We start from the raw sequence: 13,263 nt of genomic DNA on the forward strand, positions 1-13,263 counted from the left end.
TAAAAGATGTTACAAAGGTAAGGCTATTCTGTTAAATATAGTTTTAAATTTTGTTCAAAAGCTTTTAATTACTTTTGCGCTAATGCTACATTATACGCGATTTGAACTGGAAAACGGGTTAGTTGTATTGCATCATTTTGATGCAACCACACCCATTGCCGCAGTAAATATTTTATACAACGTTGGCGCAAAAGACGAAGACCCACACCGTACGGGCTTTGCACACTTGTTTGAACATTTGATGTTTGGCGGTAGCGCCAACATTTCCAATTACGACAGCGAATTGCAAAAGGCCAGTGGTGAGAATAATGCTTTTACTACTAACGATATAACCAACTACTATATTACGCTTCCCGTAAATAATATTGAGACCGCGCTTTGGTTAGAGTCTGATAGGATGAAGGCTCTTGATTTCAGCGAGAAATCATTGGATGTGCAACGTAACGTAGTAATTGAAGAATTTAAACAGCGTTACCTAAACCAACCCTACGGCGATGCTTGGTTAAAAATTCGTCCGTTGGCTTATAAAGTGCACCCTTATTTGTGGGCAACCATCGGTAAAGAAATTAAGCACATTGAAGAGGCAACTTTGGAAGACGTAAAAGCCTTCTTTTACAATTTCTACCGACCAAACAATGCTGTAATGACTATTGCCGGCAATATCTCTTTGGAAACTACCAAAGAGTTGGCCAACAAATGGTTTGGAGATATTGAAAGTGCGCCCGTAAAACGCAACAACATTCAAAAAGAACCCAAACAAACCGCCGAGCGCAGAGAAAGTACCAAAGGCAATGTGCCTTACGATGCACTTTATATGGCTTGGCATTGCAGCAACCGCAGCGATGATAAATACTACACCACTGAATTAATCACCAACATACTTTCGGGCTCATCTTCTTCTCGCTTATACAACCGCTTAGTGAAAGAGCAGGAAATGTTTTCAGAATTGTATTGTTACCAAACCGATAGTACCGATGAAGGTTTGGTGATTGTGCAAGGAAATTTGGCCGAAGGAAAAACACTTGAAGAAGGAGAGAAGGCGGTACTGGATGAATTAGCGGTATTGCTTGAAAACGGTTGCAGCGATGCGGAACTTGAAAAAGTGAAGAACAAAAAAGAAACGGTATTTACTTACAGCGAAACAGAAATATTGACTAAAGCGATGAACCTATCGTTTTATGAATACTTGGGCGATGCTAACCTGATAAATACTGAGATGGATAAATTTAGAAAGGTGAACGCGGATGACATTAAAACTGTTTCACGTGAAATTTTTACGGCTGAAAACCGCTCGGTGTTGTACTACTTAAAAGAGAACTAAAAACATGCTTGATAGAACCAAAGCACCTGCCATGCAGCAGGTTGAAAACATACATTTCCTTAACCCTGAGTTGTTTACCCTTGATAATGGCGTAATAGTATATGCCCTCAAAGGTGGAGAACAAGAGATTATAAAAACCGATTTTGTGCTGGATGCCGGCAGCTTATTGGGCAATAACCGCTTAGTGGCCTCAACTGCCAGCGACTTATTGTTTACCGGTGCCAACGGTAAATCCTCAGAAGAGATTGCCAACGAATTTGACTTTTACGGAGCATTCAACAGTAAATCGTGTCATTTTACAGATAACCTTATCACAAATTTTTGTTTAACAAAACACAGCGACAGTGTATATGGTTTATTAAGTGATTACATTAACAATGCTTCGTTTACAAGCAATGAATTAGAGGTTTACAAATTTGTTAAAATACAGAACTTAACGGTTAGCAAACAGAAAACCTCGTACATAGCCCGTAAGGCATTTACACAAGCTCTTTTTGAGGGCCATCCCTATGGATATTTTACTGAAGTAGAAGACTATAAAAATTTGACTATAAATGAAATAGAGAATTTTTATAACGCTAACAAAAAACTAAAATACATTATTCTTTCTGGCGCTTATACGGCAGAAACCATTGCACAGCTAAACAAGTACTTTGGTAAATATGAAGTGCGCGGCAGTTGGGTGTATAACGATAGTTTCAGCAGCTCGCCTGAGAAAATCATACACATACCCAAGGCCGATGCAATGCAGTGCACGGTAAGGTTGGGTTTCAAAACCATTAACCGTTTACACCCTGATTATCCTAAACTGGGTATTTTAGTTACATTGTTGGGTGGTTTCTTCGGCTCTCGTTTAATGAAGAATATTCGCGAGGACAAGGGCTATACATACGGCATTCATGCATCAGTAATTTCTTATCCCGATTGTGGTGTTTTCGGTATTCAAACCGATGTGCGCAAAGAGGTGTACAACGACACTGTGAGTGAAATATTTAAGGAAATAAATCGTTTAAAAAATGAGCCGATTAGCGACGAGGAGATAGATATACTTTCAAACTACAGCTTAGGGTCATTCCTTCGCAGTATTGATGGAGCTTTTGCAGTATCAGAAAAGTATAAAACCCTCTTAGATTTCGGCCAAGATTACAACTATTACCACAACTACATACGTCTTTTAAAGAACATCGACCGTGATGAGTTGATGCAGATAGCACGAACCTATTTTGTGGATGAAGATATTTACCAGGTGGTGGCAGGGGTTTAAAAAATCCAACCCTTTAATTTCCGTTTGTGCCGGGCTGGGGATGCTATGCTCTGCCGCAACGGTATCTGCCCAAACCTTTCCTGATTTACGCCACGTATGCGCCCAAGGAATTGGAAACGATATTAATATCACATGGTCGCCAATTACTGACGGCTGTGCGGGTTTCCAAAAAATATACGTCTATGGTCGTGTTGATGCCCTGCAACCTTTTCAGCTGATTGATAGCATCGCAACGCTGGCTCAAAGCCAATACACACACGTAGGAGCCAAAGCAATATCCACCACGTGGAACTATTTTGTGGTGTACAAATTCTTGTGTAATGGAGATTCGTCAGTTTCCCGCACCTTGGCAATAGATTTCAATCAACCCGGAATTTCTAATATCGATTCGGTAAGTGTAGATTTAACCACAGGAAAAGTAGTAGTAGGGTGGAGGCCGAATCCTGTTCCCGATTTAATGGCTTATGTGGTTTGGATTAATCAAGGGGTAAATAACCTGCCCATAGATACACTAACAAATACCGTTTTTACTGATACTGCTTCAAATCCGTCAAACACTTCACTGGCTTACACATTAACAGCCGTTGATAGTTGTTGGAACCAGAGCATTATTAATACGGTGCACCGTACTGTTTTCTTGCAAAACAGTTTTGATAATTGCGGCAAAAGCATCCAGCTGAATTGGACGGCATACATGGGTTGGACAAACGTAGCCGGTTATGATGTATATGTTAGAAACGGAACTTCCGGTGGCTTTACGCTTACGGCTTCAAATACAAGCACACAATTATCACATTTATATACCGCCTTTGGCTACGGTGATACGCTTGAGTTTTATATTAAAGCAAAAGACGGAACCAATGGTTTCACGAGCACTTCTAATAAAATAAGAATAATTACCAGAGCACGTAAATTTTCAAGCCGTAATTATTTAAGCTATGCCACGGTAATTGATTCGACATCCATAGAACTAAAATTGCTTTGCGATACGGCATCTGATACAAGAAAGTATTTCATCTTCCGCAGAAAAGAAAACGATCCTTTTGCAAAAGTTGCCGAACTAAACTACAACGGTATTGCCCAAACGTTAACCTATACCGATAACAACGTTGAACCTTATTTGTATTCATATCAATATCGGTTTATTACTACAGATGTTTGCGATAAAGACTTAGATACCTCTAACACTGCCAAAACAATTTTTCTTTCCATTAAAAGCACTGATTTTGGGAACGACCTTGTGTGGAACAGGTATAGTATATGGGATGCAGGGGTAAACCAGTATGCTATTTATAGAGGTTTTGATTTCGGTGCCGGTTTCACGTGGAACAGTATAACAACGACTGTAAATACTGATAGCGTTTATAGTGATAATGGACTTCCGTTAGATATGGGAATAAGCGGTGTATGCTACTATATTGAAGCTACAGAGCAGTTAGGTAACAAATATGGTGTACAAGAACTATCGCAATCAAATACAGTTTGTTTGGTTGATGATGTTACCATCTACTTCCCAAATGCATTTGCTCCAAATGAAATAAACAAACTATTCAAACCCATTGGAGCTAATATTGATTACAGGCGTACTAATATGCAAATATATGCTCGTAACGGCCAACTGCTAAAAAACATAACCGATATACGTGAAGGATGGAACGGCACGGACCTTGAGAACAATCCCTGCCAAGACGGGGTTTATTTGTATATTTGCGAAGTTTTTGGACTAAACGATAGGAAACTTAATTTTAAAGGTACGCTGCACTTACTACGATGATTAGCTTTTTTACTGAAGACGTTGATTATACCCTGAAAGATAAACTTAAAATCAAACGTTGGATACAACAAACGGTAGCTTCTGAAAGCAAAAAAACCGGAGATATTAATATCATTTTTTGCAGCGATGAGTACTTGCTAGAGGTAAACAAACAATACCTCGACCATGATTACTATACCGATATTATTACCTTTAACTACAATACTGATAAAATAAACGGAGATTTGTTTATCAGTTTGGATAGAATAGTAGATAATGCGAATCAAAATAATGTTCCACGTGAAACAGAACTTTTACGAGTAATCATTCACGGGGTATTACACTTGGTTGGCTATAATGATAAAACAGCCAAAGAAGAAAAAGAAATACGGGCAAAAGAAGATTCGTGTATTAAAAATTACCAAGAACTATAATAAGAGTGTGAAATGTTTCACGTGAAACATTAATATAAGGAGTACAAATGTTTGATAATTACGATATAATAGTAGTAGGTGGAGGCCATGCAGGCTGTGAAGCAGCGGCATCGGCAGCAAATATGGGTAGCAAAGTACTACTGGTTACAATGAATATGCAAACCATTGCCCAAATGAGCTGTAATCCGGCGATGGGTGGGGTGGCAAAAGGACAAATAGTGCGTGAGATAGATGCATTGGGTGGATATAGCGGTATTGTAACGGATAAAACCATGATACAATTCCGTATGCTTAACAAAAGCAAAGGTGCAGCTATGTGGAGCCCTCGGGCTCAAAGCGACCGTTGGTTGTTTGCCCAAGAGTGGAGAATGATGTTAGAGCGTACACCAAACGTTGATTTCTTTCAGGATACCGTAAAGAGTCTTATAGTAAAAGATAATAGCGTACAGGGTGTTGTTACTTCTATGGGAATGACTTTTCATTGCAAAGCAGTAGTACTTACCAATGGTACTTTCTTGAACGGATTAATACACATAGGAGCTAAACAATTTGGAGGTGGACGTATGGGGGAGAAATCAGCCACAGGTATTACTGAACAATTGGTTGAATTAGGTTTTGAAGCCGGACGTATGAAGACAGGTACGCCGCCCAGAGTGGATGGACGTAGTTTAAATTACGAAGCAATGGAAGAACAACAAGGGGATGAAGTACCTTCTAAATTCTCGTACAGTTCAGAAACTAAACCGTTAGAAAAACAACGCAGCTGTTACATTACCTATACCAATTCTAGCGTTCACGAAACCCTTAGAACAGGTTTTGATGAATCACCCATGTACAATGGTACTATTCAAAGTATAGGCCCTAGGTATTGCCCCTCGATTGAAGATAAAATAAACCGTTTTGCAGAGCGCGACAGGCATCAAATATTTGTAGAACCCGAAGGTTGGGATACTGTAGAAGTATATGTAAATGGTTTTTCTACATCATTGCCCGATCATGTTCAAGTAAAAGCGTTGCAACAAATACCCGGATTTGAGAATGCTAAAATATTCCGTCCCGGTTATGCTATCGAATATGATTACTTTCCACCCACCCAGCTAAAACAAACATTAGAAACCAAACTGGTGGAGAATCTATACTTCGCTGGCCAAATAAATGGTACCACAGGATATGAAGAGGCTGCTTGCCAAGGATTGATGGCAGGTATCAATGCTCATTTAAAAGTAACAGAACAAAACCCATTTATCCTTTCTCGTTCTGATGCTTATATCGGTGTATTAATTGATGACCTTATTAATAAAGGTACAGAAGAACCTTACCGTATGTTTACTTCAAGAGCTGAGTATAGGATTTTGCTTCGTCAGGATAATACTGATATACGTTTAACTGAAAAAGGATATCAAATTGGTTTGGCTAAACAGGATAGATACGATGCTGTTAAAAGGAAAATTGAAGCTTCTGAGTCAATAGTTAAACACCTAAAAAAGACCAGTATTACACCTACTGAAATAAACGGTTTATTAAACGAATTGGGTACTGCTGAAATTAATCAGAACTATAAGCTTGGCCAGCTTTTATTACGTCCTCAAATAAACATTACCGACTTAGAAAAACTAGGCACAGTTTCTGAGTATCTTTCAGCATTTAGCGAAGAAGAAAAACTTCAGGCAGAAATAAGCATCAAATACGAAAGCTACATTGAGAAAGAAGTGGAAACGGTAGAGAAAATGACAAGGTTAGAAAACATCAAAATACCTACCTCATTTAACTACAAGGGACTAAACTCTCTTTCAGCAGAAGCCAGAGAAAAACTTACTAAAATTAAACCAGATACCTTAGGACAGGCATCAAGGATTAGTGGAGTTTCTCCCTCTGATATTTCTGTATTGATGATACATTTCGGAAGATAGTATCTTCGCGCAGCAATACTAAAACATGCTACGCACAAAAATAACCCCGTTAGTACTCCTTTTTCTTTGTTCCTGCGCAAGCATAGTATCGCCAACAGGCGGTCCTAAAGATACCACACCTCCGGTTTGTACCAAACAAATACCGGCAGCTAATACCACTCGTTTTAACGAAAAGAAGATTGCATTTGTATTTGATGAGTTTGTGGTATTAAACGATGTTACCAATCAATTTATCATGTCTCCGCCTATGGAGAAGAACCCAGAGATAAAAGTGGTAGGTAAACGCATAGAAATTGAATTTAAAGAAGCTTTACTACCCAATACTACCTACACACTAAACTTTGGTAATTCGATAGCAGATAATAACGAAGCAAACCAATTACAAGGGTTAACCTATACGTTCTCTACAGGCAATTATATAGACAGTTTAAAGCTAAACGGATCCGTAAAGGATGCTTTTACATTATTACCGGATAAGAACATCGCTGTAGCCTTGTACGAAACAAAAGACGATTCTACCATCTTTAAAACAAAACCATCGTATTTAGTACGTCCGGATAGTACGGGTAATTTTAAGTTTAATTACCTACGCCCTGCTGAGTATGAGCTGGTAGCTTTTGAGGACATTAATAAGAATCTTAAAATTGAAACCAACGAAAAAGTAGGGTTCTATTCAACAAAAATAAACCTCGCTTATAATCAGCAAGACAGTTCATCAACTGCCTATAACCTGATGGTATCACCACAACCGAGCAATCTAAAACCACAGGTTATTACAGCAAAAGAAAAATCAAAAGGAAAATACGAGGTAATTGTAACAGGTAGTAATTGTAAACTCTTTGTAGAAGAGCCCGGAGCAAATAAAAAAGCTACGTTTATTCAGCAAGTATCAGGAAAATTATGCGACACACTGATGCTGTATACCGATATAAATTTTATAGACTCAGTTATATTACCTGTAACCATTGATACAGTGGTTGAAAATGCTACAATCACTTGTAAGTCAAAACAATACGATAAATTTAAGTTAACTTCTCAAGAAAATATTCTTAACTACGATTTCAGCAAACCTTTATCGGTTGGATTTACCAACCCCGTGACTGAAATCCGCAAGCAACTTGTTTATTTAAAAGAAGATAGCATAGAAGTAACTGATTTCACACTTACCAACGATAGTATTAACCCCTTGCTGTTTCACGTGAACAAACAATGGAAAGACGACAAGAATTACACCCTAATCTTCTCAAAAGGAGCGATTAAGGACTTGTTTGGTCAAGAATGTGATTCAACCATCATCCAACTTAAAACAGCTCCTTCAACGGCTTTTGGTAATCTTACAATCAATATCGATAACAAGGCAAACACAAATTTAATCGTTCAATTACTTGATAATCAAAACACTATAGTAAAAGAACAAACCATTGATAAGTCGCAGGATATTACCTACCAAAACCTGTTTCCAGGTCAATACTTCGTAAAAGTGATAGAAGACACCAATAAAAACGGCCGTTGGGACGGTGCAAACTACCAAAAAAAGAAGCAGGAAGAAAGGGTATTTATCACCCTACAATCCATTGAAGTCCGCGCCAATTGGGACTTAACGGATATTAAAATAGTTACGGGCTTTTAATGTTAACAACTGTGAATTAGTGTTGATTACTAAAGGGTTCTTAACATCTCAACAGAGCTTGAAAAATTGAGTGTTTACAGAAAAGGATAAGTAGGTGGTTATCCTCATCCACGCACACAAAAAAGAGGAAAAAGGATATTAACAATAAGCCCTGTATAAAGATATAAGCATGTTAAGAATATCTTAACTTAGTGTTAAAAATCAACTACTTAACTGCGGTATAGCTACGTCAGCAAAAAGTTAATAAGTAAAAAGCAATAGGTGCTGAGAGGAGGTTATCTACAAATCCACACAGACTATATATACAACATAATTATTTTAAATATATTTTGTTTTTAGTGTTGGGGACAACGGGGATTTTCAAAAATCAACCGAATTGAAATATCTTTGATACTTGAAATAAGCGGAAGTGAACCGATGATTGAAGAAATTGAACTCTTAAAAAAAGAAGCCGACCAGTTTGAGATAAGCGAAAAAAATTCGCTGGAAGAATACCGCCTGAAATTTCTTTCGAGAAACGGGCTTATGAACAAATTGTTTGAAAACTTCAAACTTGTTCCCAATGAGCAAAAACGCGAAATGGGACAAAAAATCAACGTTTTAAAAACCTTTGTTCAACAAAAATTTGACGAGGCTTCTCAACGCTTGGAAGAAAGTGCGACATCTGCGGATGATGGAACTGATTACTCGATGCCTACCCAACAAACCATTGGAAGCAGGCATCCGCTAAACATCATCCAAAACCAAATACTCGAAATCTTTGCCAAACTTGGATTTGAAGTAGGAGAAGGTCCGGAAATAGAGCACGACTGGTATAATTTTTCGGCGCTAAATTTCCCCGAAAACCACCCTGCCCGCGATATGCAGGATACCTTTTTTGTGGATAAGGAATATGCCTTACGTACTCACACGACTTCGGTGCAGGTAAGGGTGTTAGAAAATACCAAACCTCCCGTTCGTATGGTTTCGCCCGGCAGAGTGTACCGCAACGAGGCGATATCAGCGCGTGCCCACTGCTTTTTCCATCAGGTGGATGGCTTTTATGTGGACAAAGGCGTATCATTTGCCGACCTTAAACATACCCTTTATACATTTGTAAATCAGCTATTTGGTAGCGACACTAAAGTGCGTTTCCGTCCTTCTTATTTTCCGTTTACCGAAGTAAGTGCCGAAATGGACTGTACTTGCTTTTTGTGTAAGGGCAAAGGTTGCAATGTTTGCAAATACACAGGCTGGGTAGAGATTTTGGGAAGCGGTATGATTGACCCTGCTGTATTGAAAAACTGCGGAATTGATCCCGAAGAATACAGTGGGTTTGCTTTTGGTATGGGCGTTGAACGTATTACCATGCTGAAATACGACGTGAAGGATTTACGGATGTACTCAGAAAACAACGTTAAATTCCTTAGTCAATACAAAGGGGTTGTATAGCAATCATTTACCTTTTGCGGTAAAAAAGGTATAAATTAAAAAAATCGCGGCCCAAGGCCGCATAGCATACACATTACCGAAAAACCAGCCAATGAAAAAAGTTCTTTTATCCGCCCTATTTATAGCTTGTGCCGCAGTTGCCATGTCGCAAACCAAGCGTGCACTTTTCATAGGCATCAATACCTATTTGCCCGAAGGAGAAAAAGCAACGGGGAGTAGAGATGCACCGCCAAACCTGAACGGTTGTGTAAACGATGCCCTATCGGTAAAAGAAATCATGATTACCCGCTTTGGGTTTGATGATAAAAACACTGCTACACTTTTTAACCAAGAGGCCAGTCGCGATGCCATTATCAAGGCTATTGAAAAACTGATTACCGATTCAAAATCAGGTGATGTGGTTTTTATCTTTTATGCTGGGCATGGGTCGCAGGTAAATAATTCATTATCAAAAGAAAACGACAAAAAAGACGAAACCATAGTTCCCGCCGATGCCTACAAGGGTGTTTTTGACATCCGCGATAAGGAAATGGCGGTATTACTGAATAAATTGGTAGAAAAGGGTGTAAAACTGACTGCGATATTTGACAGTTGCCACAGTGGGTCATTATCAAGAGGGGATAATGAATATAGATTCTCTCCCGGCGATAGTCGCGACGTGAAAGATGCTTCTGAACCAACCCCTCCGGAAGAAAAAGGAGCGTTGATTATCAGTGCAGCCCGCGATGTAGAACCCGCAAAAGAAGTAAAAGACGAACAAGGCTACCCACACGGAGGATTCACTCTTGCTTTGATAAAAGTACTGAGGGATGAGCCGGTTACATCTACCGTTCAAAAGTTGTTTAACCGTATCGAGGCCATCATGGAGTATTACAACCTTACCCAAAAACCCGTTTTGGCTGCAAACGATGAACGCCGAATAGGTACATTTTTAGGAGTTGACCGCTCACAGTTGCCTGATAAAATGGTGATACCCGTTATAAAAGTAGATAACGGATTGGTATTGTTGCAAGCAGGTATGCCCTCACGATTGAGCCCGAAAAGTCAGCTGCAACGCAAAACCGACAAAGGCATTTTAAAAATTGAGGTGGTACGTCTTGACGGTCCTAACCGTTGTTATGCAAAAATAATTGAGGGTGACCCCAAAGGATTGAAACCCGGCGATGATTTTGAAGTTACCAATGTGGTAATGGATGCCTCGGCAGCAGTGAAAATCTACATATACAACAGCGCATTTGATTATAAAAGTTTGGTGGCGAGTGCCAAAACGCTTGCCGATAAAAACTACAAAGCATCGGCCAATTCGTTTTCGTACCAAGAGATATACTACGATAAAAACAACTGGATAGTAACCTACGCCGACAAAAACCCCGAAACCATCGGAACCCAGCTAAAAACCGATAAACTGATTACCGATTCTACCCTTGCCATTAACCTACCGGCAACCCAAGCGTTGGCCAAGGTATTGCAAGAACGGTTTAAGAAATTTTCGATAGTAACGATGGTAAACAACCCCGCTGACGCTGATTACGTGTTAGTAGGTCGTTACAAAAACAACAAAATAGAGTATGCATTGGTGAACCCCGACCGTCAATACGACGACGGTACCCGCAGCTACTCAATGCCTGCGCGCACCAACTATTTTGAAATCAACGAAAACCAAGGAGTTGAACAATCGTTGGCAGATAGTTTAGAAGAATACATTTTGCGTATTGCCAAAGTGAAATCGTGGTTAACGCTGCAAAGCCCTCCCGATGACGGCAGTTTCCCTTTTTCGTTCTCACTTAGGAAATCATCAAACGGTCAGTTGTTGGGCGACGGTGCCGAGGTAATGTACGGCGATACGATGGGTCTTGTATTTACAGTAGATGAAGTAAACGAAGCGTATTGGGACCGAAACAAACGCTACGTGTATATCTTCTCGATTGATAAAAATTCAAAAATGACGTTGTTGTTCCCCCGCAGTATTACGGGCGAAAACACTTACCCTGCCGTTGACAAACAAACGTTTGAAATTAAGCAAAATGCGCCGTTGGGCGCTGCGCGCCTCTTTAGAGTTAGCGATAGTGTAGGAACGTTGAATTACATGATGTTTACCAGCGCTGAACCCATCAACAACCTTGAAATATTTAAACAAGAGGGTGTGCTAAGGGAAAAATCAGGAGAAAGGGGAGGAAGCCCGCTGGAACAACTGCTAAAAGGGGTTGGCGAAAGCACCCGCGATGAATTAATAGCTCCCGCCAATTGGTCAATTACAAGAATTTCAGTAAAATGCGTACCACGTAAATAAACTGCCATGCAAGGTAAATATCTTATACGCGACAGTATTGGTGCCACCATAGGGGTTTTCCTTGTGATGGCACTTTTTGCTTACATCCCGTTTAACTTTAAAATACTGGATCCGTTGAAACACGGGCTAAAGGATTTTGAGTTCAGCGATATTTACTTCACCAAAATAAAAAAAGAAGCCCCGATAGACAGTAACATCATTATTGTAAATGTGGGCTATAACAACCGTTTCGGTTTGCTGCAACAGTTACAACGCATTAAACAAGCAGGCCCCGCGGTGATAGGGTTTGACATACAACTGCTAAAAAATAAAGACCCCTTTATTGATTCGCTGTTAACGGCTGAAATCAATAACACGCCCAATATGGTAATGGCTTCATACCTTTCAGGGAAAGGCCATGAAAATTACCGCTCGGAAGTAGTAACTACGGCGTTACCCCTCACCAACCCAACGTGGGGCTATATAAATTTCATAGGCAAAGACTCCACCTATCCCGTGCGCTACTTCAAACCCTTTTATGAGTTTACCAAAACTCCCCAAGAAGCGTTTGCCACAGCCATTGTTAAAAAATACAATCCGGCCGCCTATGAAGCGTTGAAAGGCAGGGGCAAACCCCTTGAAACCATTAATTACAGCCGCAGGCAAGATCAATACCACATAATAGATGCCTTTGAGCTGGAAGACACTGCACTTGACATCAATGTGATGAAGGACAAAATAGTGTTGATGGGTTTCTTAGGGCCGGATTTAAAAACCAAAGTGATAGAAGAAAACCGCTTCACGCCCATGAACCCAAAGTTCAGCGGCAAAGCTTTCCCTGATATGTACGGCGTCATTATCCATGCAAACATTATCAGCTCAATCCTTGAAGGAAAATACATCAACAAAGTGCCATCGTGGTTGTCAATGGTACTGGCCTTTATTATTTGCTGGATACACGTGTTCTTTTTTACCAAGTTTTACATCCGTCAGCACAAATTCTTCCACTTGGTAACCAAAATCATACAGCTGCTCACGTTTGTGTTAATGGTGTATCTTTCGTTTTTCTTCCTGTCGAAATTCGGGCTGAAAATAGATATGTCGCCCATATTGGCGGGTATCGCCCTGTCGGTAGATGTATTGTATTTTTACGACGGGTTTGCTACCTGGCTAAAAGAAAAGTACGGCTACCACACCGTTTTTGGCCACCACTAAAAGGTATAATTTCAAACATTTAACAACATAGTATTT

Annotated in this window: 9 protein-coding genes; all 9 read left to right on the plus strand. The window is 39.8% G+C overall.

Translation table 11 applies throughout. The features are described from left to right. The first annotated feature begins 82 nt into the window (after positions 1–82). The 9 genes from F9K23_08125 (at position 83) to F9K23_08165 (ending at position 13,227) form a co-directional block, all read left to right on the plus strand. Positions 83–1,321 carry an insulinase family protein gene (locus F9K23_08125; GenBank protein ID KAB2916562.1) on the plus strand — a complete coding sequence of 413 codons (1,239 nt, stop codon included), beginning with the start codon at positions 83–85 and terminating at the stop codon, positions 1,319–1,321. A gap of 4 nt (positions 1,322–1,325) precedes the next feature. Next, positions 1,326–2,585 (plus strand): insulinase family protein, encoded by a 1,260-nt coding sequence (locus F9K23_08130; GenBank protein ID KAB2916563.1) that lies wholly within the window; start codon positions 1,326–1,328, stop codon positions 2,583–2,585. Beyond that, a complete protein-coding gene (locus tag F9K23_08135; protein ID KAB2916564.1) occupies positions 2,551–4,359 on the plus strand; it encodes a hypothetical protein in 1,809 nt (602 codons plus the stop codon). Before F9K23_08130 ends, F9K23_08135 begins: the two co-directional genes overlap by 35 nt. Continuing rightward, on the plus strand, positions 4,356–4,772 hold the full coding sequence (gene ybeY, locus F9K23_08140; GenBank protein KAB2916565.1) for an rRNA maturation RNase YbeY: 417 nt from the start codon (positions 4,356–4,358) through the stop codon (positions 4,770–4,772). The genes F9K23_08135 and ybeY overlap by 4 nt, the downstream gene beginning before the upstream one ends. A 47-nt stretch (positions 4,773–4,819) precedes the next feature. After that, on the plus strand, positions 4,820–6,682 hold the full coding sequence (gene mnmG, locus F9K23_08145; protein ID KAB2916566.1) for a tRNA uridine-5-carboxymethylaminomethyl(34) synthesis enzyme MnmG: 1,863 nt from the start codon (positions 4,820–4,822) through the stop codon (positions 6,680–6,682). 25 nt (positions 6,683–6,707) lie between these two features. After that, positions 6,708–8,312 (plus strand): hypothetical protein, encoded by a 1,605-nt coding sequence (locus tag F9K23_08150; protein KAB2916567.1) that lies wholly within the window; start codon positions 6,708–6,710, stop codon positions 8,310–8,312. Between the two features lie 417 nt (positions 8,313–8,729). Then, complete coding sequence (pheS, locus tag F9K23_08155) at positions 8,730–9,743, plus strand: phenylalanine--tRNA ligase subunit alpha (GenBank protein KAB2916611.1); 1,014 nt, start codon at positions 8,730–8,732, stop codon at positions 9,741–9,743. Between the two features lie 91 nt (positions 9,744–9,834). Further along, positions 9,835–12,033: a hypothetical protein gene (locus tag F9K23_08160; GenBank protein KAB2916568.1), complete on the plus strand. Its 2,199-nt coding sequence runs from the start codon at positions 9,835–9,837 to the stop codon at positions 12,031–12,033. 6 nt (positions 12,034–12,039) lie between these two features. Beyond that, on the plus strand, positions 12,040–13,227 hold the full coding sequence (locus tag F9K23_08165) for a CHASE2 domain-containing protein (GenBank protein KAB2916569.1): 1,188 nt from the start codon (positions 12,040–12,042) through the stop codon (positions 13,225–13,227). The last annotated feature ends 36 nt before the right edge of the window (positions 13,228–13,263 follow it).

It is taken from the genome of Bacteroidota bacterium, from assembly GCA_008933805.1.
GTDB lineage: Bacteria > Bacteroidota > Bacteroidia > UBA8524 > UBA8524 > SB11.

Coding starts and splice junctions, on each gene's coding strand:
- F9K23_08125 (KAB2916562.1), top strand. CDS start 83: ATGCTACATTATACGCGATTTGAACTGGAAAACGGGTTAGTTGTATTG.
- F9K23_08130 (KAB2916563.1), top strand. CDS start 1,326: ATGCTTGATAGAACCAAAGCACCTGCCATGCAGCAGGTTGAAAACATA.
- F9K23_08135 (KAB2916564.1), top strand. CDS start 2,551: ATGAAGATATTTACCAGGTGGTGGCAGGGGTTTAAAAAATCCAACCCT.
- ybeY (KAB2916565.1), top strand. CDS start 4,356: ATGATTAGCTTTTTTACTGAAGACGTTGATTATACCCTGAAAGATAAA.
- mnmG (KAB2916566.1), top strand. CDS start 4,820: ATGTTTGATAATTACGATATAATAGTAGTAGGTGGAGGCCATGCAGGC.
- F9K23_08150 (KAB2916567.1), top strand. CDS start 6,708: ATGCTACGCACAAAAATAACCCCGTTAGTACTCCTTTTTCTTTGTTCC.
- pheS (KAB2916611.1), top strand. CDS start 8,730: ATGATTGAAGAAATTGAACTCTTAAAAAAAGAAGCCGACCAGTTTGAG.
- F9K23_08160 (KAB2916568.1), top strand. CDS start 9,835: ATGAAAAAAGTTCTTTTATCCGCCCTATTTATAGCTTGTGCCGCAGTT.
- F9K23_08165 (KAB2916569.1), top strand. CDS start 12,040: ATGCAAGGTAAATATCTTATACGCGACAGTATTGGTGCCACCATAGGG.